The 20,528-nt window shown below is 56.8% G+C and carries 17 protein-coding genes; 3 read left to right on the top strand and 14 right to left on the bottom strand.

The window, feature by feature from the left end; translation table 11 throughout:
- Positions 1-32 precede the first annotated feature (32 nt).
- From sucD to VEI50_00495, 10 genes are all read right to left on the bottom strand, one after another.
- Positions 33-905, bottom strand: a complete 873-nt coding sequence (gene sucD, locus VEI50_00540) for a succinate--CoA ligase subunit alpha (protein ID HXX73599.1) — start codon at positions 903-905, stop codon at positions 33-35.
- Positions 906-1,260: 355 nt separating this feature from the next.
- Complete coding sequence (sucC, locus tag VEI50_00535) at positions 1,261-2,439, bottom strand: ADP-forming succinate--CoA ligase subunit beta (GenBank protein HXX73598.1); 1,179 nt, start codon at positions 2,437-2,439, stop codon at positions 1,261-1,263.
- A gap of 45 nt (positions 2,440-2,484) precedes the next feature.
- Positions 2,485-4,065, bottom strand: coding sequence for an FAD-binding protein (locus VEI50_00530; protein ID HXX73597.1), 1,581 nt, complete (start codon positions 4,063-4,065; stop codon positions 2,485-2,487).
- Positions 4,066-4,175: 110 nt separating this feature from the next.
- Complete coding sequence (locus VEI50_00525) at positions 4,176-4,895, bottom strand: 2Fe-2S iron-sulfur cluster-binding protein (protein ID HXX73596.1); 720 nt, start codon at positions 4,893-4,895, stop codon at positions 4,176-4,178.
- A gap of 87 nt (positions 4,896-4,982) precedes the next feature.
- Positions 4,983-7,214: an NADP-dependent isocitrate dehydrogenase gene (locus VEI50_00520; protein ID HXX73595.1), complete on the bottom strand. Its 2,232-nt coding sequence runs from the start codon at positions 7,212-7,214 to the stop codon at positions 4,983-4,985.
- A gap of 25 nt (positions 7,215-7,239) precedes the next feature.
- Entirely contained in the window at positions 7,240-9,486 is a 2,247-nt protein-coding gene (locus VEI50_00515) for an aconitate hydratase (protein ID HXX73594.1), read from the bottom strand.
- Between the two features lie 51 nt (positions 9,487-9,537).
- Entirely contained in the window at positions 9,538-11,358 is a 1,821-nt protein-coding gene (locus tag VEI50_00510) for a citrate/2-methylcitrate synthase (GenBank protein HXX73593.1), read from the bottom strand.
- Between the two features lie 45 nt (positions 11,359-11,403).
- On the bottom strand, positions 11,404-12,603 hold the full coding sequence (locus tag VEI50_00505; protein ID HXX73592.1) for an ATP citrate lyase citrate-binding domain-containing protein: 1,200 nt from the start codon (positions 12,601-12,603) through the stop codon (positions 11,404-11,406).
- A 201-nt stretch (positions 12,604-12,804) separates the two neighbouring features.
- Positions 12,805-13,644 (bottom strand): bifunctional DNA-formamidopyrimidine glycosylase/DNA-(apurinic or apyrimidinic site) lyase, encoded by an 840-nt coding sequence (gene mutM, locus VEI50_00500; GenBank protein HXX73591.1) that lies wholly within the window; start codon positions 13,642-13,644, stop codon positions 12,805-12,807.
- A 147-nt stretch (positions 13,645-13,791) separates the two neighbouring features.
- Positions 13,792-14,211 (bottom strand): dual specificity protein phosphatase, encoded by a 420-nt coding sequence (locus VEI50_00495; GenBank protein HXX73590.1) that lies wholly within the window; start codon positions 14,209-14,211, stop codon positions 13,792-13,794.
- Positions 14,212-14,338: 127 nt separating this feature from the next.
- Between VEI50_00495 and VEI50_00490 the strand changes: the two genes are divergently transcribed.
- Both VEI50_00490 and VEI50_00485 read left to right on the top strand, forming a co-directional pair.
- Complete coding sequence (locus VEI50_00490; protein HXX73589.1) at positions 14,339-14,698, top strand: hypothetical protein; 360 nt, start codon at positions 14,339-14,341, stop codon at positions 14,696-14,698.
- 38 nt (positions 14,699-14,736) lie between these two features.
- On the top strand, positions 14,737-14,919 hold the full coding sequence (locus VEI50_00485) for a hypothetical protein (protein HXX73588.1): 183 nt from the start codon (positions 14,737-14,739) through the stop codon (positions 14,917-14,919).
- A gap of 419 nt (positions 14,920-15,338) precedes the next feature.
- On the opposite strand, the gene VEI50_00480 is transcribed toward VEI50_00485, so the two are convergent.
- Positions 15,339-16,232: a hypothetical protein gene (locus tag VEI50_00480; GenBank protein HXX73587.1), complete on the bottom strand. Its 894-nt coding sequence runs from the start codon at positions 16,230-16,232 to the stop codon at positions 15,339-15,341.
- Between the two features lie 433 nt (positions 16,233-16,665).
- Positions 16,666-17,883 (bottom strand): small ribosomal subunit Rsm22 family protein, encoded by a 1,218-nt coding sequence (locus VEI50_00475; GenBank protein ID HXX73586.1) that lies wholly within the window; start codon positions 17,881-17,883, stop codon positions 16,666-16,668.
- A 37-nt stretch (positions 17,884-17,920) separates the two neighbouring features.
- Between VEI50_00475 and VEI50_00470 the strand changes: the two genes are divergently transcribed.
- Positions 17,921-18,169, top strand: coding sequence for a hypothetical protein (locus VEI50_00470; GenBank protein HXX73585.1), 249 nt, complete (start codon positions 17,921-17,923; stop codon positions 18,167-18,169).
- A gap of 148 nt (positions 18,170-18,317) precedes the next feature.
- Here VEI50_00470 and VEI50_00465 read toward each other — a convergent pair whose 3' ends face one another.
- Both VEI50_00465 and VEI50_00460 read right to left on the bottom strand, forming a co-directional pair.
- Positions 18,318-19,706 carry a transketolase C-terminal domain-containing protein gene (locus VEI50_00465; GenBank protein HXX73584.1) on the bottom strand — a complete coding sequence of 463 codons (1,389 nt, stop codon included), beginning with the start codon at positions 19,704-19,706 and terminating at the stop codon, positions 18,318-18,320.
- A 39-nt stretch (positions 19,707-19,745) separates the two neighbouring features.
- A complete protein-coding gene (locus VEI50_00460) occupies positions 19,746-20,516 on the bottom strand; it encodes a carbon monoxide dehydrogenase beta subunit family protein (GenBank protein ID HXX73583.1) in 771 nt (256 codons plus the stop codon).
- Between the last annotated feature and the right edge of the window lie 12 nt (positions 20,517-20,528).

The raw sequence follows: 20,528 nt of genomic DNA, 5'->3' as shown, positions 1-20,528 counted from the left end.
CAGGCGGTGCCGTCCGGCACCGCCTGGACAACTTACCGACCCAAGGCGTTCTTGACTGCGTTCCCGATCTCGGCAGGGTTCTTGACGACTTTTACGCCGGCTGCTTCGAGGGTTTTCATCTTCTCAGCTGCGGTGCCTTTGCCCCCTGAGATGATCGCACCAGCGTGACCCATGCGACGGCCTGGAGGAGCTGTGATCCCGGCGATGAAGCTGATAACCGGCTTCTTCACGTTCTTCTTGATGAACTCAGCCGCCTTTTCTTCCGCATCTCCCCCGATCTCGCCGATCATGACGATCGCCTGGGTTTCAGGGTCCTTCTCAAACAGTGGCAGCACATCCACAAACCCGGTCCCGTTCACAGGATCGCCTCCGATGCCAACGCACGTCGTTTCGCCGAGTCCGAGTGTTGAGAGCTGATGCACCGCTTCATAGGTCAAGGTGCCGCTGCGTGAAACCACGCCGACGACGCCTTTCTTGTGGATAAATCCCGGCATGATGCCGATTTTGGCTTCATCGACTGTGATGACCCCGGGACAGTTCGGACCGATCAGACGGACATCACGAGTACGCAGTGCGCGCTTCACTTTCACCATGTCATTGACCGGGATACCCTCGGTGATGCAGATGATCAATTTGATTCCGGCATCAGCCGCTTCCAGAATTGCATCGGCACAGAATGGTGGCGGTACGAAGATCAGCGAGGTATCACACTGAGTTTTCTTGATCGCGTCACGGACCGTATTGAAGACAGGAATGCCTTCGACTTCTTGACCGGCCTTCCCCGGCGTCACACCGGCGACGACCTTCGTTCCATAGGCCTTGCACTGCGTCGCATGGAACGAGCCTTCTTTGCCCGTGATCCCCTGCACCACCACCCGCGTATTCTTATTAACAAGTATGCTCACGATTGACCTCTTCTCTTTCTTTCCACTTTCTTCTCTTGATCGGGAAAGCCCGACCTCTTATGACATGCGGGCTAGCCAGACTTGTCGTTGCAACTCAAGCGGAGTCTCAGGTCTCCGCTTTTGCCGTTCTCTTTATCTCCCCACTTCCCTTGACTTAAAAACGGCATCATGTTGCCGAGAGCGACTTTGCCGAAGGAGCGGGGACGTCGCTTTTTTCCCTTCTCCTCCCTGAAACGGGGAAAGATTTCTTCTCTGCGGGTGGCGCCGAGCGGGCGCCCAAGCGCGCACAGCGGGGGTCCCTACACCAGGCGGGGGTGCGAGCACGCTTGGGCTGCTCGGCGACAGGACCCTCCTCCTACGCCGCCTTCCCCGTCAACTTCACGATCTTTTGCGCCGCCTCCCACAAATCGTTGGCGACTTCGAGTTTCAACCCGGAATGGTGCAGCAATGTTCTCCCCTCTTCCGCGTTTGTCCCCTGCAAGCGGACCACAAGGGGCACATTGACGTGTACTTCTTTGGCCGCCTCGATCACGCCATGTGCAATCCGCTCGCAACGGACGATCCCGCCGAAAATGTTGATAAAGATCCCTTTAACATTCGGGTCCTTCAGTAGAATTCGGAAGCCTGCCGCTACCGTTTCCTTCGTGGCGCCACCACCGACATCCAAGAAGTTCGCCGGTTCGCTGCCTGCCAGCTTAATGACATCCATCGTCGCCATAGCCAGACCGGCCCCGTTCACCATGCAGCCGATGTTGCCGTCGAGCTTCACGTAATTCAGGTTGTTCTCGCTGGCTTCGATCTCCAACGGTTCTTCCTCATTCAGATCACGCATCTGCTGCACATCTTGATGTTTGAAGATGCCGTTGTCGTCGAAGGAGACTTTCCCGTCCAGGGCCACGACGGTTTTCTCTTTCGTAATAATGAGCGGATTGATCTCGACCAGCGCACAGTTCTTTTCCATGAACAGACGGTAGAGGTTGCCGAGCATCTGGATGAACGGATTCATAACGGCGGGCTCGATGCTGTTGAGACCCATCGCGTACGCGATGTTGCGCCCGTTGTATCCCTGAAATCCGACGGCAGGATCGATCGGCTCCTTAATGATCTTCTCCGGCGTATGGGCTGCAACCTCTTCGATCTCCATCCCGCCTTCGGTGCTGGCGATAAAGACCGGCCATCCCGAATCACGATCCACCAGGATGCTCAGGTACAGTTCCTTGGCGATATTGGCACCTTCCTCGATCAGCAATCGACGCACGACGCGGCCTTTTGGACCGGTCTGGTGCGTCACTAGCGTCTTGCCGATCAGCTCTTTCGCGAAACCGGGAACCGCCGCTTTATCCTTGGTGATCTTCACACCCCCAGCCTTGCCACGTCCTCCCGCGTGGATCTGCGCTTTTACGACAAACACCGGGCTGTTCAGTTCCGCGGCCCACGTTTCGGCTTCCTGCGGTGTCTTGACTTCGCGGCCACGCGGCACCGGCACTCCAAACTGCGCAAACAAAGACTTCGCCTGAAACTCATGTACGTTCATGCTAACTCCATAATGAAGCTGTCAGCTGACAGCTTCCGACTCTCGCTACTCTTTTTTGGCATAGGCCGGCAGCACCATCGGGGAGATGACCGAAGAGGAGCCGCCATGCCTCTTTGCTTCGGCTCGAAACTTTGTCAGATGCTCAAGCGTGAGCTTACCCTGTTTCATCAAACGAACACGCTGGGCCGCAGTCGTACCGGAGCGTTTCCCGAAGACCATCAAGTCCAGCAGTGAATTGCCCATCAACCGATTGCGGCCGTGTAAACCGCCGGACGCCTCGCCAGCCACGAAGAGGTTTTTCGCCTCAGACTCTCCGTTGGTATCGATCTTCACGCCGCCGTTTTGATAGTGAAGCGTCGGGTAAATCAAGACCGGGTCTTTCGAGATGTCGATGCCGAACCGCTCGAACTGGGTCACCATGGCGGGGAAGTGTTTCTTGAGGGTGCCGGGTCCCTGCTCGACGTCGAGCAACGGCGTGTCCAGCCAGACGCCGACGCGCCCGGACATCGTCCGGATGCCTCGGCCTTCTTCACATTCTCGGATAATCGACGATGAGACCACGTCTCGCGTATCGAGCTCATTCACAAACCGTTCGCCTCTGGCATTGACTAGATGTCCGCCTTCCGAACGGATACCCTCGGTCACCAACGCACCGATCAACTGCTCCGGATAGACTGCTCCCGAGGGGTGATATTGGAAGGTATCGATGTGCATCAGCTTAGCGCCCATGCGATAGGCCATGGCGAGCCCGTCGCCCGTGGCGCCGTAGTGATTGCTGGTCGGAAAGCCCTGGATGTGGAGCCGGCCGATCCCGCCGGTCGCAAGGATCACGGCCTTTGCGGCGACGACGATGTTCCGCTTGTTATCGAGATCGCGCAGGACGACGCCTGTGCAGGTCCCGTTTCCGTCGCTGAGCAGTTCAACCGCTGCACAGAACTCCAAGAGTTGAATCTTCTGGTTCAGCACCTCGTCCTTCAGCACCCGCATGATCTCGAGGCCGGTATAATCCGAAGCAGTGATGAGCCGGGGCTTTGAACTGCCGCCGCCTTTCTTGACGTGCAGGTTCCCGTCGCCATCGCGATCGAAAATCACGCCCAGACTCAGCAGCCATTTCGCGATCGAAGGCCCCTCCTCCACCATCGTCTTGAGCAAGCGATGGTCATTCTTCATGTGACCGCCCTTCAGCGTGTCGAGGAAATGGGTCACCGGAGAGTCTTCAGCCGTGACGGCAATCTGCATGCCGCCCTGGGCCATGACGGTGTTGGAATCGCCCAACCGGAGCTTCGTGGCAAGAATGACCTTCGCGCCCGTTGCATGGGCATGGAGTGCGGCGGCACAGCCTGCTCCGCCACCGCCGACGACGAGCACATCGGTCTGGTATTGCGGCGTGAGGTCCAGATCTGAGGAGACCGGGCTCTCGCCTTCGAGCAACGCAGCCAGTTCGCGCACAGTCATCTCGCCCGCGTTTGGACCAAACTTGATGGGCCGATAGGCGGCTTCGCGAAAGTCGGGGTGAAACTTTTTGATGAGTTGATCGCGGTCGGCCGGAGAAAATTTTGGAATCGTCTGCTTACGGCGTTCGTCGCGGGTCTTGTGAACCAGCTCTTGGAGTTTATGGACATCCATAGCGAAGCTCTCAGCCTTCAGCGATCAACTGTCAGCTCAGATTCGGCTCTTTTATCTCTTCCTCGATTCACCGTAACTGAGAGCTGATCGCCGATTGCTGACAGCTATCATCATTTCAATTCCGCGCACACTTTCGTCAACTCCGCATCGCTCATTTTCATCACGCGGCTCCACTCCTCGCTGAACTTCCCCTCCTCGATTTCCTTGATGCGTTGGTCAAGCTGAACCGGTCTGTCGACGAAGTGTGCGCCCTGCGCGCGGCTGACATAGAGGGCGACGAGGTTCGGCGCGATATCGGCGATGCAGACCGGCGTGCAGAGGCCGCACATGACACAGTCCATGAACATTTCGGACACACTCTTAAAGTCGCCGAAGACAGCTTTCCAGACTCCTTCCCGCACATCGATCTTTTGCGGGCAGGCTTCCGTGCAGGCGTTGCAATTCCGGCAGAGCGGAGCCTCAGGGTAAAAATTGAAAAGGTCCTGCTTAGGATCCTCGAGCTTCTGAATATCGTAGGTCGCTTTGCGGGCCGGAAAGGGCGGCACCATCGAAAACGACATGCCGTCTTCGACCGCCGTCTGACAGGCCAGGCACGTCCTGACTTTCGGATCGTCCTTCGTTCGATAGTACGTCGCACAGGCACCGCAGAATCCGCCGAGACAGCCGGCCCCGCGTACAACCTCGTGGCCGGTGTACCACAGTGCCTTGATGACGGTGATCCCTTCCGGCACTTCGAATTTCTTGCCGTAGATCTCGACCGTAACCATCCGGGGCTTGAGCACCTCGGGTTGGTCGATCACATTCTGGTTGTCTGTAGTTTCCGTTGCCATCTTCTATGTTCCGTGACAGGTGACTAGTGACGCGTGACAAGAGCCTTCCCGGCGATCGCCCATCACCCATCACTCGTCACCGCATTCCTAGGCGATCGCGTCGATGATCGCGTTCAACGTCGCGCTAGGGCGCATCGCTTTCGAGGCCTTTGCATCGTCCGGATGATAGTACCCGCCGACGTCCTGCGGTTTGCCCTGCGCGGCGAGCAATTCGCCGTCGATTTTCTTCTCATTGTCGCTCAGGTCTTTCGCAATTTTCGCAAACTTCTCCGCGATCTTCTTGTCCGCCGTCTGCGCAGCCAGGGCCTGCGCCCAGTAGAGCGCCAGGTAGAAGTGGCTGCCACGGTTGTCGATCTCGCCAACCTTGCGGGCTGGTGACTTGTTGCTCTCGAGGAACTTGGCGTTGGCCTGATCGAGCGTATCCGCCAGAATCTTGGCCACCGGATTGTTCCCCACCTTCGCGAGATGCTCCAGCGACGCGGCCAGCGCGAGGAATTCGCCGAGCGAGTCCCAACGCAAATAGCCTTCTTCCTGGAACTGCTGCACGTGCTTCGGCGCCGATCCTCCCGCGCCGGTCTCGAACAAGCCACCGCCGTTCAGCAACGGCACGATCGAGAGCATCTTGGCGCTGGTGCCGATTTCGAGAATCGGGAACAGGTCGGTGAGGTAGTCGCGGAGCACGTTGCCGGTGCAGGAAATCGTGTCCTTGCCTTCCTTCATTCGCTCCAGCGAGAGGCGGGTTGCCTCCGCCGGAGACATGATCCGGATGTCGAGCCCCTTTGTATCGTGATTCGGCAGGTAGCGCTCAACCTTCTTGATCAGTTCCGCGTCATGCGCCCTGGTCTTGTCCAGCCAGAAAATAGCCGGAGCGCCCGTCGCCTTGGCGCGGGTCACTGCCAGCTTCACCCAATCCTGAATCGGGGCATCCTTCACCTGACAGGCACGCCAAATGTCGCCTTCCTCCACCTTATGTTCCAGCAAGGTCTTCCCCGCCGCATCCACGATTCGCATCGTGCCGTTGCCGGGAGCCTTGAAAGTCTTGTCGTGCGAGCCATACTCTTCGGCCGCCTGCGCCATCAAGCCGACGTTGGGCACACTGCCCATCGTCCGCGGATCGAAGGCGCCGTACTTCTTACAGAACTCGATCACTTCGTGATAGACAGGCGCATAGCTGGCGTCGGGAATCACGCACTTCACGTCCTGCAGCTTGCCTTCCGGATTCCACATCTTGCCCGAGTCGCGGATGACCGGCGGCATGGAGGCATCGATGATGATGTCGCTCGGCACATGGAGGTTGGTGATGCCCTTGTCGGAATTCACCATCGCCATCGGCGGCCGCTTCTTGTAGACCTCTTGGATGTCCGCTTCGATCGCCTTACGCTGATCCTCCGGCAGGGTCTTAATCTTGGCGTACAGATCGCCGATGCCGTTGTCCGGATCGACCCCCAGCTTCTTGAGTGTCTCACCATGCTTCTGGAACACATCCTTGTAGAACACGGTCACGGCATGACCGAAGATCTTCGGGTCGGAGATCTTCATCATAGTGGCCTTCATGTGAAGCGAGAACAAAACGCCTTGCTTCTTCGCATCCTCGATCTGCTCCTCAAGGAACGCGCGCAGGGCCTTGACGTTCATGAACGTGGCATCGAGCACCTCGCCTGCTTGCAACGCGATCTTATCCTTCAACACCGTGACTTTACCGTCCGCGCCGACAAACTCGATTTTCGCCGTGGTCGCAGCAGGAATCGTCAGGGATTTTTCATTCGATCGGAAATCGCCGCCCTTCATGTGGGTGACGTGGGTCTTGGAATCGGAGGTCCAGGCACCCATCTTATGTGGGTGTTTTCTGGCATAGGCCTTCACGGAGAGCGGCGCGCGGCGATCTGAATTGCCTTCGCGCAACACCGGATTGACCGCGCTCCCTTTGACTTTGTCGTAGCGGGCCTTGATCTCCTTTTCCTTGTCGTCCTTCGGATTCTCCGGATAGTCCGGCAGCTTGAACCCCTGCTTCTGTAATTCCTTGATCGTGGCCACCAATTGCGGGATCGAGGCGCTGATGTTCGGCAGCTTGATGATGTTGGCTTCCGGCGTCTTGGCCAGCTCGCCCAACTCGGCCAAGGCATCCGGCTGCTTCTGCGCCGGGGTCAAATATTCCGGAAACACCGCAAGAACGCGCCCGGCCAGTGAGATGTCCCGCAATTCGACGGACACGCCCGCCGCCTTCGAGAACGCATTGATGATCGGCAGAAACGAGTAGGTTGCCAGCATCGGCGCTTCGTCGGTCTTCGTATAGATGATCTTGTCTGCTTTGCTTGCCATAACGCTCCCTCTTTGAGTTACTGGTTTAGTTCAGCGCGTTCAATGCCGAACCCGCCTTGAACCACGCAATCTGCTGCTCGGTGATGCTGTGGTTCGCCTGGATGGTGAGCGCCTTGCCATCCGTCTTATGAATCGTCACCTGCACCGGCTTGCCAGGGGCCAGACTGTTCAGCCCCGTCACACTGATGCGGTCCTGCTGCTCGATCTTCTCGTAATCCTTCGGGTCAGCGAAGGTCAACGCCAAGATTCCCTGCTTCTTCAAATTGGTCTCATGGATGCGGGCAAAGCTCTTCGCAATGACGACGCGTACGTTGAGGAAACGGGGCGACATGGCCGCATGCTCGCGGCTGCTGCCCTCGCCGTAATTTTCGTCGCCGACCACGATCGAGCCGACCCCCTTTGCTTTATACCGCCTGGCGATTTGCGCAATCGTCAGGCCTGATTCACCGGTCAGGACATCCGTGCCCTTGCCCGGCTCCGAAGCGAACGCGTTATTCGCCCCCAGGAACATGTTGTCGCTGATCTTGTCGAGATGCCCACGGTACTTGAGCCACGGACCGGCCGGAGAAATGTGGTCGGTCGTCGTCTTGCCCTTGGTCTTGATCAAAAGCGGGAGCCTTTCGAAATCTTTCCCATCCCAACGTGGAAACGGCTGCAACAACTGCAATCGTTCGCTCGTCGGTGGGATGTCGACGGTCAAGGCATCGCCGTCTTCCGCCGGTGCCACGAACCCCTCTTCTCCCTTTGCAAATCCCTTCGCAGGCAATTCTTCACCCACCGGCGGCTCCAGCTTGAACTCCTTCCCGTCAGCACCTTTGAGCTTCTGATTGACCGGATCAAATCCAAGATCGCCGGACAATGCATAGGCAGTGACGACTTCCGGACTGGCTAGGAACGACAATGTTTCGTTGATGCCATCGTTGCGGCCCGGAAAGTTCCGGTTGAACGAACTGACGATCGAATCCGCCCTGCCCTTTATGCCATCGGCTCGCTTCCATTGCCCGATACATGGGCCACAGGAATTCGACAGGACCGTGCCGCCCAACTTCTCGAACGTATCCAGGAAACCATCACGCTTCATCGTGTGATAGATGCGCTCAGAGCCCGGCGATACGAGGAAGGACGTTTTGGCTTTCATGCCGGCTTTGAGCCCTTGTCGTGCAATGTGCGCGGACCGGCTGATGTCTTCATAGGAAGAGTTCGTACAGCTGCCGATCAATGCCGCCTTGAGCTCGACCGGATACCCCTTTTCCTTCGCTTCCGCCGCCAGCGTGGAAATCGGTCTCGCGAGATCCGGCGTATGAGGTCCGACGACATGCGGCTCCAGATTCGATAGATCGACCTCGACGATCTGGTCGTAATACTTCTCGGGCGATTGATAGACCTCAGGATCGGCCACGAGAAGTTCTTTGTGCGATTGCGCCAAGTTCGACAGATCCGCCCGATCAGTGATATTCATGTACGCGACCATCTTCTGGTCGAAGGGGAAAACAGAGGTCGTGGCTCCGAGTTCCGCGCCCATGTTGCAGATCGTGCCCTTGCCGGTTGCGCTGATGGTCTCGGCGCCAGGACCAAAGTATTCGACGATCTTGTTGGTGCCGCCCTTTACGGTCAGCAGCCCGCAAAGATAGAGGATCACATCCTTGGGCGATGCCCAGCCGCTCAGTTTCCCGGCGAGCCGTACCCCGATCAATTTCGGATGGAGCACTTCCCAGGGCAAGCCGGCCATGACTTCGCCCGCGTCGGCACCACCAACACCGATCGCCAACATGCCCAGTCCGCCTCCATTCGGCGTGTGTGAGTCAGTTCCGATGATCAAGCCTCCTGGAAACGCATAGTTCTCCAGGACAACTTGGTGGATGATGCCAGCGCCCGGCTTCCAGAATCCAATGCCGTACTTCTTCGCGGCGGATGCAAGAAAATTGTAGACCTCCTTGTTCTCATCCATGGCGCGAAGCAGGTCCTTCTCGGACCCCATTTCAGCGCGGATCAAGTGGTCGCAGTGGATCGTACTGGGCACCGCCGCTTTCTTTTTGCCCGCCTGCATAAACTGCAACATCGCCATCTGGGCCGTGGCATCCTGCATGGCAACGCGATCAGGTCGCAGCGCCAGCATGGCTTTGCCCCGCTCCCAGGTTTGCGTATCCAAATTGTCGGCATGCGAAACGAGCACTTTCTCTGCCAGCGTCAGACCATGACCGAATTTCTTCCTGGCCTTGGCACACACATCCGGCATCTTGGCGTAGAGCTTTCTTGCGAGTTCGAGTGACATGGCTATCTCCGTTCGGTTTGGCTGATAGCTGAAAGCCATCAGCTGTCAGCTTTATTTCAGCGGCGGCACTTCCCGCCTTTTTGGCGCTGCATAGTTCACCAGGTAGTCGAACAGCCGGATCAGACGGCTATCCTGGCGCTTCTGATCGACCCAATGGCCGATCAGCCCGATCGTGCGCGACAGAATGAAGAAGCCGTTCAAGCTATCGACTGGGAATCCAATATCGACCAGCACCGCCGCCATCGTCCCGTCGACGTTCAGAATTAGGTTATCCTTCTTGGCTGCCGTCACTTTTTCAACCTCCAGCGCGAAATCGAGACAGGGCGTCTTGATGTTTAAACTCTTGACGTACCCGACCAGTTCCTTTACGCGCTTGTCCGGATTGCGCAGGCTCTTCACGCGGTGGCCGATCCCCGGCACCGGACCGACGTTCTTCTTCATATGGGCCAGGAACTCGTCGACGGACATCTTATTGTCGACCGCATACTTGAAGTATCGACCGGCATCGGTGACGGCGCCGCCGAAGCGGGGACCGATCATAATCAACCCGGCCGCCACGGACTGCGACAATCCGATACCGGCGCAAGCCGCTAAGATGGTTGCGTAGGCCCCGCTGACGCAAGGGCCATGGTCGGCAGAGAGCATCATGATCCGCTTGATGATCTCGGCTTCCTGCTTCGAGATGACCCGCTTGTCCCACAGAAGACCGATGACGTGTGGAATTTCGTAGCCTTTATTGATGAGTTCGGAGGCCGGATAACCGTCATAGCAGGGCTCGTCGCCCCGGTCGTCACTGATGGTTGTACGGATCAGCGGCGCTACCATGACTTCGTCCGCCTTCATCGCTTCTTCCACGGACTTCGGCAACTTCGGCAGCACAATCGGCTCAGTCACTTCCTTGACCTGACCGGACTTCAACAGCTCTTGATAGGTTTCCTTGATCGCGGGACCGAGCGCGCCGAACGTCGGAGGCACAATCGCGCCAGCCTTCTTCAGCGCATCGGACTTTGAACGGGCTGAACCCTCGCCCTTCATGCCTTCCTTGGCTCCGGCATGGCCGAACTTCATCCCCTTCGGCAGACTTTCTTGACAGAACCCGGAGACGACACCGATCAACTTAATCCGTCGCTTCTTGGCGCCGTACCACTCAGCCGCGCGCTCCTCAAGATCGCCACCCATCTCCCCGACGATGACGACAGCTTTCGTCTGCGGATCGTTCTCGAACATTTCCAGGTAACTCACGTAGTCAGTGCCGGGATAAGCGTCGCCGCCGATGCCGATCGCCGTCGTGATCCCGTCGGCGAATTGCGAGCAGATCCAGATGATTTCGTTGGAAAGGCCACCGGATTTGGTAATAACACCGAAGGAACCTTCGCGATAGAGCTTGGAGAGCACCAGATTGTCGAACGCTCCGCCGATGACACCCAACCGACAGGCGCCCGCCGAGATGATGCCGATGGAAGACGGCCCGTTGAAGACTTTACCCAGTTTCCTCGCATGCGCACCGAGCAGTTTGGCGTCTTTTTCCGGCACACCCTCCGTGATCATGGACACGAGCTTAATGTGCGGATCGTCGAGCGCTTCCATGCCGCCCCTCATCGCGCGATCCGCCCCGATGTACACGAGGCTGGTGTTGATTGACGGATGGTGCTTCGTTGCTTCGGCAATACTCTTGTAGACGGGAATGGCGAGGAGCCCGCTGCCGTAGGGAATCTCATTGGTCTTGCCGGCATCAGGCGGATAGACAAACGCTTCAACGTTCAGCTGCTTTTTGATGAGGTAACAAAACTCAGCCATGCGGCGGGCAGCGTTGACACCTGCTTGGCCACCCTGAATGACGACGCGGGTGTCTTTGTTGGCGAGAATACTCATCGGGATCTCCCGTTATGTCAGTATGGTCATGGACAATGTGGCAGGCTACTTCGTTTGGAGCGCCTTATCGACAATGTCGGTGAGCGGTGTGTTGCGATCAAACACATGGATCTCAAATCCCTCATCCTTAAGCGCACGCATCGCATCAAGCCCTTCTTTTTCACGCGGGCCACCCCGGCGCACCCAGATTCGGACGCCATTTAGCTTGCCTTCGGACTTGGCCTTGCGGAAGCCGTTGATGATGCCGCCAAAGGTCTTTTTCACGTCCGTGAAATTGGCGATCGCGCCGCCGACAATAATGTTCTTGATCCCCGGCAATGAGCAGACCTTGTCGGTCAAGACTTCCACCGCCCAATCGGGTGGATCGCCCGAATATTCGGCATAGTTCGCAAGCTTACCGCCGCGCGCCACGACTGCGTCCGAATAGTAGACGCTGGCGCCACCACCGGCCGGCAGCATCGCCGTGTCCCCACTGGGAATTTCAATGAATTTTACCGAGCCCTTGATCTTGGAATCCACCGCCATCACTTCCATCTCGTTCTTGGAATAGGCGCGACCAAATTCGGCCGCGAAGGCAAAGTTCCAATCCGGATGGCGGAACTTCGCATCGCCATCGAGGAGGGTGACGGCGTCCAGTGCGACCAGTTCTCCGTCGCCTTCGCGGACAACGACCGGGTTCACTTCCAGATACTGCGCATCCTCATTGTCGAAGCAGATAAACATCTTGCCGGCGAAATCTGCCATTTTCTTGGCGAGCGAACCGGTAAAGCCGGCATCCTTGACCAATTTCTCCAGTCCTTCCGGAGTGGGATGTTCACCGACCTCCAGCGTGAGTCGCTTGACGCGATCCCAGTTGGATTCGACTTCGATCCCGCCGCAATTGGCGACGAGTATCTCAGCCCCCTCGCGGGTTGATTTCACCGCACAATAATATTCTTCCTTGTGAGGGATCATCTCGGAGACAATCACTTGAGAAACGGTAATGCTACCGACCTGACGGCCGATCATTTCTTTGGCCGCGGCCTCAGCACCCTTGAAATCCAGATCAACTTTGACAAGACCGAGTTTAAAGCGGGACCCCAACGCTTCGTGGGCCTTCGCCACGAGCTTGGATTTTTTCAGCCAATCATTGACTTGCCCGAGTTTGGTGAGTTCATCAACTGAGGTGACCACCACGTAATGAGGGACATGAATCCCCCACTTCTTCATCAGTCCCATTCCGGGACCTTCCAAGACCTTGGCCATAACGTCGCTCCTTACGTGTGAAGATCGCTGCTAAGGGGAGAGGGATTCTAGCGAAATCGACAGGATGACTCAATACACCAGAGGTACTAAGTGCGCAGGATCAAAAGGCCTATCGGATGGACGGCCATGCGATTGACCGCCTAACCGGCTGAAAATATGGGTATATTTTTTATCAGGCAAAGGTGTGCCAGAGCTCTGCCATTATCGTGAGGATCGGAGTGATTGGCAGGCGGGACAGAAAAATGAACTGCGCTCGCTTTGGAGGCGCCGGATCATCCGTCCACAGTGATTGGGACAGGGCTGGTTTTCCTTTCCGTAGACCAGATGCTGGTGCTTGTAGCGGCCTTCCGTCCCATCGGGTGCGAAGAAATCCCTGACGCTGGAGCCGCCATAGGCGATCGCCGTTTGGAGCACCGTCTGCATCGTGTCATATAGCTTGAGCCTCGTCGCCTCACGGAGCCGACTGACTTCTCGATTCGGGTGCAATCCCGCGCGGAACAGAATCTCGTTCGCATAAATATTCCCGATTCCCGCAATTACCTGTTGATGCATCAACATGGGTTTGAGCCGGCCGCGCCGAGCTTGTAAGATCCGGGAAAAATCTTCTCGAGAGACAGACAGGGGGTCGCACCCAAACCGTCTGGTCACATACCGGCCGAGGCCAGCCTGATCGACCAACGAGAGGCGCCCAAATCGGCGGGGATTCCAATACCGTAGTTCCGGCTCCTTTCCCCCGGCAAACGACATCCTGACATGCACATGTTGAGGATGTTTCGTCTGAGCAGATCGAAAAAGAAGAAGACCGGTCATGCCGAGTTCAGCCACAACATACCGGAGCTCATCGTCCTTCGAAAACCCCATCGCCACACTTTTGCCATACCGCTCGATTCCTTGAAGGGTTGTACCGATAAACCAGGGAAACATCCGACTCCCCTCACGGATGATGTCTGTCCGTCCAACCCAGCAGTCGGTGAGTTGGGACCCGAGGAGACATTTGCGCAGCTGATCGGCCACAACTTCGGCTTCGGGCAGTTCAGGCATGGAACCAATCCTCGAAACGACCAGAGAATACCGCTGTCCCAACTAAGTGACAATTAGGCCATGATCAGGATGGGAAAGGCAACGACTGTCGCGGGTGAGACACTGGTGCCTAAGGGACAATCAGTTCTCAGCGATCAGACCAGTCGTCTAAGACCGTGGCGCGGACTTGCGGAAGCGGAGAACATCTTGAATTGTCTCTTCGAGTTTCGGCAGTGGCATCGCACCGGGACGGCGTGCCATCACCAACTTCAGCACATCGGCATAGATCATTCCTTCCACACAACAAAGATAGGCCATTACAACGGACACCGATCGGCCCATCCCCGCACGGCAACAGACCATCACCCGATTGTCCGAGAGGTGTCGTTCGACCCAATCAACTGCACGGGCCAATGACAGAGAAGAGACTTCACCGTATTCCTTGAAGGCAATCCGTTCATAAATGACCCCGCCCGGAGCATCGATATCGTATTCCTCCGCGACGAGCAGCACCGCGCTCACTTGCGAGGTCGGCTGCTCGGCATCGTAAATGTTTCCCACAAATAACCTGTCCGTGATCTGATGCATGGTGGCCTCAGTATAGGCAGCGGGCTGACCAGGTCAAGGAAATCCTTTTTCAATCCGGTTGCAGTCTCTTTCGAGGCAACGTTATACTCACCTGCACGAATCAATCTCCGCCCAGAATAACACCTTCATGCCAAACCCAACTGTCGAGACCGTCGAATCCAGGCTTGCCACGGTCCAGTGTGCCATCTGTAAAGGCAGCAGCTTTGGGATCGACCAGCGATTCATGAACCCCGACGGGGAATGGCGGGGCGTCTGCAAGAAATGTTTCTACAGCTTTCCGGTTTACACCGATATGGAATTCTATCTCCGCACTCAGCCGGACGTGCCCTATCGACTCAAGGAGATTTCCTGCACGGCCTGCAATCAACGGGGAGTTAGTCTGGATTTTCGCATCACGATGTCAGTACGGGAAGCCATCTACTTCGTCACCTGCACGAACTGCAAGAGGACCTTCCCTGAGAAGTCCTCGCTGGAAGCCTTCGAATAGCTCACCTTTCCTTCTCTAGAAAGGTGTATACTTCGGATATGAGTGAGAAGCCAAAACAACCGCAGCCCCCTGAGGCGGACAATCAGCCGAAGGCGCGCAAAGAAATCCCGCTCATCTCTGTCCCGAACGATCGGGATATGATCGCGGAGGAGATGGAAGAGTTGTTCGACGAGGATCGGGTCTCGCACCAGCATGGAAGTTCAGAGCCTGAAGCAGACTAGCCCACTCTCTTAAGATTTTTTAAATCATTCAGCAAGTGGGCGCCTCCCGCCTCCACACCTCCCGGCGCGACCCTTCTGGGTTCCAGCGAGTGGAAACCTTCTGGAATTCCCGTAGCCATGGTCTGCGACCATGGTGCTGTGGTCAGTTCCAGATTTCCTTCTCGCTGAAATCTCATTGGGTCCCCGCGCCTCCGGTGAAGTCGGCGGTCGGCACCTACTTACCGATCCTCATGCAAAACAAATCGGCCGCCTCCGCGATTCGCGACGCAGAACCGGCCAGCGCTGCTCTAAAAAATGAAACGGCGACGAGTCGCTCCTAGACCCGTCGCCTTATCAAGAAATGTGGCCTTGCTGGAAGGTCTTTTTGAGCAGCCTCAAGAGTTCGAGATAGTCCCAGGACCTTTCCTGTTTCGCGATTGTTAGGACTTCGGTTTCGGCAGGTGCAGAAGCCTGACGCTTGAACTTTGGTAGTCACGGGCAGGATCATTCTCAGTCACTATATCTGTCACAGCCGACTCCCCACACGTGGAAGTTGGTCCATACTGACGCAATTGAGAGTAGACCGGGTCGAAATAACAAAACGCTATGTTACACCGATCCGGCTCCATGGCCAACAGCACATAGTTCCCTGTCTGGTATGTTCGTTCAGCCGCCGCCTTCGGAATCGAGAAGGCAAGGATTTTCTGACCAACAGTCCCCTTAGACCGAGAAGTATTGATGATTTCGTTTGCAAAAGCTTGCATCGCAGGCTTCGGTCCAATTTTATGTTTCAGCAGTCGCCGTAGAAATCGGTCAAGATATTTTCCGCGGCCATTTGGAAGTGGCTGGCCGATGACACGGCTAACGTAGACCTCCTCTGCCTTCAATCTTCGCTCGAAAAAATGGAAGTCGGACCCTGGACTAGGCCGTAATTTCCCGTCTCGTTCGTGCATGTTTGAGACTAGCAAAAAATGAGGCTGAAGTGTCTTATGATCAGCCAACCTCGTCCATCCCGCGATTAAGAACGTGAGTTCCAGGAGAAAGGGGGCTGCTCTCAATGCTGATGGGGCCGAATCAGCAAGGATCTGAACAGCTACGTATGGGCTTCGGCACCCGTTTTCAGCAAGACGCACGGCAATCCACTCATGCGTAGGTACCCCTTGAAGTTGGGAGAACCCCGTATAAGCTATCCCCCAAACGCCACATAGGGACACGAGCTTGCAGGTGTTGTCGTCGGCAATCTCGCCTTTGTGCAGACCACTGGTGAAGGTGAGTTGTCGGTCAGATGCGACAAGGACGTATTCGTGCGTAAGTGCAGCGAGAATCTGAGTCATATTACCCGACTCCCTAAACGGAAGGTCCAACTATTCGGCAAACTGCTTGGCATAGTACACGAACACAGACCGTGAGCTAGGAGGCGATTCTTACTTGCGCTCAATCACTTGTCAATGCTATCCACTACACAGCTCCAACGTGCTATAGCGATATTCGGGCACTAGTCCAAGCAACGGGACCGGTCTAAGAGCGATCGGTCCCGTTTCCATACTTTATAGGGAAGGGTGCGGCATCGAGCGACTTGCGCGGGAGCGGTGGGGTCCCCACCCGGCGTCTGCAGAAGGAAAGCTGGAACTGACAGAAGCACTGCGATCGAACGATTGCAGCTGAAGGAATTCCAGAAGGCTTCCACTGCAGAGCGCCGTGGAAGGGGTGGCGCGAGAGGCGCCGGAGCGAGAGGGCGTACACTTCCTCTGTATTGGTTGGAAAAGTTTAGACAGGACGGATGATCTCAACAGACGCAGAATCTGAAATTCTCCCGACTGTTCCCAGACGATCGCCCTTGGTCTTTCTGACTATGTCGCTTATCCGTACGATTGCACCTCGATGCCAGTCATCCACTGCCGCATTCTCGGGCGATGCCTTTCGGTCGAGTCGTCCAACGTCCTGCCGCCCCAGCTCGTTGCACAGCCAGGCCCGCTTCTCCCCTTTGAATTCCCGCAACTCACTCACCACCCGATAGACATCCGGTTGCCTCTGCACAATCGTGCGCCCGTCCTTACGAAGCAACAGATACGAAAACTTCAGGGCATCCTTGATGAAGCCCACCTCTCGATCGATCTCGAGAATATGGGCCGGTGTGTCCCATGGCCGTTCTTCATGGCACCAATCATCCGGATTCACCAGCGCCGGGCAATTTCGCTCATGGAGACAGGGGCTGTAAATCGTGCAGCGCTGCTCTTGGAGCAATCGGTCACGAACCTGATGGAGGGCTCGCGACGTCTGCCGCAATGCCGGCTCCATGAGCATGATCGTGCCGTGGGGCTTGAGAAGCGGGAGGAGGTCTGCTACCAGTTGTGTACGCAAGACAATTGGATCGAGCGCTGCGGCGAAGAGTTCATTCAGACAGTTTGCCATGATGATGAGATCGAACGGGCTTCGTTCTTTCGCCTGGTGGCGCCAGGACTCTTTCTGCGCCCGCTCAAGGTTCCCTTCGTATGGATAGAGAGTGGCACCGACGGTCCCGGCTTCCTGACAGTAGGCATTCCAGAAATTCTGCGCAAGCCGCACTGCTCCACTGGATGAGTCGACGGCCATGACCGAGAGACGCCGGGCCAACTCAGGATGCTGGTGATGAAGCCAATCAAGAACGGCCAATCCGCCCGTCCCAGGGCCGGACCCCAGATCGAGGACTTTCATGCTCGACTCTTCTTCTCCCGCCAGGGACTCGAGCGTGAGTTCATCAAGAAGCACTTGGATCTTTGAGAGATTGACGGGGAGAAAATAGACGCAATAGGCTGCGGCACTCTTCGGATCGTCGAGGTATGAGCGACTCAGCTCAGCCCGTTCTTTCGTGAACAGCCGCGACAGTTCGGCGACTGTCTGCGCGATTCTGTCGCTTCTCGCCCCATCTCCTTGGCTGAGTCGTTCGAGGGTTCGTAGCACAAGGGACGAGAGTGTGGCCGGCCGCCGGTCGTTGAAGGGCCCCATGGGCTAGTGTATGCTGATGTCGTTGAGGAGGACAACTATGACCGACGCCATTCTACTCGCGTACAAAGACGTCGAGAAATCCATGGAGCGGTTTACGGAACTGCTACACAGTCATGTGGAGACACTGCGCTCAGCTCCGAATTCCGACACCGACAAAGTCGTCCGATTGAGTCAGGGCTCGAAAGCCATGCGTGATAGCGCCATGATCTATCTTTCCTACGCCAAGTTCGTGGCGTACGGCATGCCTGAGAGCGAGGAACTCATCCAGGACGATCTGCAGGGATAGCTCGTCGTTCATATCTCGTGAGCGCCGTTCGGTAAATACTGGCGAGATGCGCTTCACGAATAACCAGGTACGCGGCGCGCGGAAAAAAAAGAGCCTGTCCGGCATATTCTCCGGACAGGCTCTTTACATTTCAGCAGGCCGCGCGCCGTTAGATACTACGCATGAAATGCGCGACTTCATCCGGATTGACCGTGCCACCCATAATCGACGACATCGCCACGTTGGTGGACTTCTTGCCGGTCAGACCGGACTCGACCTCGTCCACGATCAATTCGACTGGCATCGACTGACCACCATACACCCGAGGACCGCCGATGATTTTGGCCTTGGAATAGCCATAAATCGCTGTGGCAACCTCTTTGGCCAGCCAGCCGACGTAGTTGAACTCCGGTACGACGATGAGCTTGGCATTCGCACAGAGCTTTCGTAATTCCTGGGTCGGGAATGGACGAAGGGAGCGGACCTTGATCAAGCCGACTTTAATGCCCTTCTCCGTGCAGAGACGAACAGCCTCGCGCGACTGCGCGGCAGCACTGCCCGATGCGATGATGATGGCGTCTGCCCCGTCAACATTCTCCGCTGTGAGCAGGCCACCCACGTACCTATTGATGTACTTGCGGGACCGTTCAACAGCAGCCCACACTTCCTGCTGCCAGACCGCGTGGATGTTGTACGCCATGAAGTTCGATTTTTGGACCGGGGCGTCTCGTGAGAGACGAGCAGGCGGATTTTCCGCATCGAGCACCGGCACTGCACCACGCCAGGCCTCTCGCGGAGGCAGCTTCAGACCGCGATCCTGCATCCGGACATAGCCACGGGCATGGGTCACAAAGAACCCGTCGCAGCAGACACCGACCGGCAATGTCACGTCGTTCTTCTCGCTGATCGTAAAGCCGGCCATGATGAAATCGAACATGTCTTGCTGGTTCTCGGCGTGAAAGACGATCATGCCGCAGTTGAGGAGATAGGCAACCTCGATGTTGTCGGGCTGAATGGCCAAGGGGGCGTTCACGACCCGGCACGTAAACATCGCCACGGCTGGCAATCGGTGGCCCGGCCATGAAGCAATCCCTTCCATTCCTCTCAAGGTTCCGGGACCGGCTGTCGCCGTGAAGCATCGGACGCCCGCCCGGGAACCACCGGCAATCGCCGCCATCACACCCACTTCCTCTTCACCGCGATAATATTCTTTCACATACCCTTCGCCGTACAGCACGCCGACGAGCTGCATCGTTTCGCTCTGTGGGGTAATCGGATAGGCGACGGCCAGGTCGACGTTCGACCGGCGGATTGCTTCCTTGGCCGCTTCACTGCCGGTGATGAATTCCTTGGTTCGCGGGGCTTCGTGGAACAGATATTCCGGTGTCACCACCTTCTGCCGTTTGGCTTCGGCGTGGGGATCCTTTTTCCCGTCCAACTTGGGAGCCGCAACGCTGGTGATCGGATCACCTTGCGGGTTGGTCTTTTGCTCTGGCTCGCTGGCGATCGGATCGCCCTGCGGATTGGTTTTTTGCTCAGCTTCCAACGCTTCGCTCATGATCGCACCTCTCAAAAATGGTGAGCTGTGTCGCTCAGCCTATCCTTCCCGCTTCATGTGTTCAGCGGAATGACCAAATGCTGCTGCACTGCCGGCACCGGCAGGAGACGGAGCGAAGGTCATCGGATTGGTGTGGGTTTTTCCGCCATGAACTTTGGACTGGGTTCCGGTAAACCGGACATTTTCGCCGCTGCCCGGCAACTTGATGCCCATCTGCTCGCGAACCTTCTTAAAGATCTGGGCCACCCGCTTGATTTTGGCCGTATCGGAGTCGCGAATCGTCAACATGGCGTCTTCATGGCCTTGCTCCGCGCAAATCGCCATCGTGCAACAATTCGTTCCGGCGCGGATCATCTTGAGCGTCAGGTTCGCATAGTGGCAGTGAACGCCGATGAAGATGCAGGCTTCGATCTTGTTGCCCCAGATCGTCAGATTCGGATGGTTGGGGTTGATGACTTCTTCCGGATCGATCTTCGGATACTTCGGCCGGTAGTCCGGCATCGGGATAATCATGACGTCAGGGATCTGTGCCGCGATTTCCAGCGTGGCCTTGGCCTTTTCCACCGCATGATCATTCCAAGCCCAGAGGAGGAGCGGCCCAGGAAAGATTGTGGCGTTCGGGCTCGTGAGCATCTTGCGGGCCATCTCTTCGATGACCTTTTCCTCGTTCGGCTCAAGCAACCCATAATAGAGTCCTTGCCCCGGATCGGGCAGTGCGACACCTAACTGGGCAGCCGAGGGAGGATGAAAGCCCGCCGGTCCTGGAACGATGATTTTCTCTCTGGTATCTTGCGTTGTTGCCACGCCCATTCCCCTTTCTGA

The sequence above is a fragment of the Nitrospiraceae bacterium genome (assembly GCA_035623075.1).
Taxonomy (GTDB): domain Bacteria; phylum Nitrospirota; class Nitrospiria; order Nitrospirales; family Nitrospiraceae; genus DASPUC01.
Note: the sequence above shows the minus strand (reverse complement) of the source record. Positions and strands in the feature narration are given on the sequence as shown.

Coding starts and splice junctions, on each gene's coding strand:
- VEI50_00515 (HXX73594.1), bottom strand. CDS start 9,486: ATGTCACTCGAACTCGCAAGAAAGCTCTACGCCAAGATGCCGGATGTG.
- VEI50_00465 (HXX73584.1), bottom strand. CDS start 19,706: ATGAGCGAAGCGTTGGAAGCTGAGCAAAAAACCAATCCGCAGGGCGAT.
- VEI50_00520 (HXX73595.1), bottom strand. CDS start 7,214: ATGGCAAGCAAAGCAGACAAGATCATCTATACGAAGACCGACGAAGCG.
- sucC (HXX73598.1), bottom strand. CDS start 2,439: ATGAACGTACATGAGTTTCAGGCGAAGTCTTTGTTTGCGCAGTTTGGA.
- mutM (HXX73591.1), bottom strand. CDS start 13,644: ATGCCTGAACTGCCCGAAGCCGAAGTTGTGGCCGATCAGCTGCGCAAA.
- VEI50_00505 (HXX73592.1), bottom strand. CDS start 12,603: ATGGCCAAGGTCTTGGAAGGTCCCGGAATGGGACTGATGAAGAAGTGG.
- VEI50_00475 (HXX73586.1), bottom strand. CDS start 17,883: ATGGGGCCCTTCAACGACCGGCGGCCGGCCACACTCTCGTCCCTTGTG.
- VEI50_00490 (HXX73589.1), top strand. CDS start 14,339: ATGCCAAACCCAACTGTCGAGACCGTCGAATCCAGGCTTGCCACGGTC.
- VEI50_00530 (HXX73597.1), bottom strand. CDS start 4,065: ATGGATGTCCATAAACTCCAAGAGCTGGTTCACAAGACCCGCGACGAA.
- VEI50_00510 (HXX73593.1), bottom strand. CDS start 11,358: ATGAGTATTCTCGCCAACAAAGACACCCGCGTCGTCATTCAGGGTGGC.
- VEI50_00485 (HXX73588.1), top strand. CDS start 14,737: ATGAGTGAGAAGCCAAAACAACCGCAGCCCCCTGAGGCGGACAATCAG.
- VEI50_00525 (HXX73596.1), bottom strand. CDS start 4,895: ATGGCAACGGAAACTACAGACAACCAGAATGTGATCGACCAACCCGAG.
- VEI50_00495 (HXX73590.1), bottom strand. CDS start 14,211: ATGCATCAGATCACGGACAGGTTATTTGTGGGAAACATTTACGATGCC.
- VEI50_00470 (HXX73585.1), top strand. CDS start 17,921: ATGACCGACGCCATTCTACTCGCGTACAAAGACGTCGAGAAATCCATG.
- VEI50_00460 (HXX73583.1), bottom strand. CDS start 20,516: ATGGGCGTGGCAACAACGCAAGATACCAGAGAGAAAATCATCGTTCCA.
- VEI50_00480 (HXX73587.1), bottom strand. CDS start 16,232: ATGACTCAGATTCTCGCTGCACTTACGCACGAATACGTCCTTGTCGCA.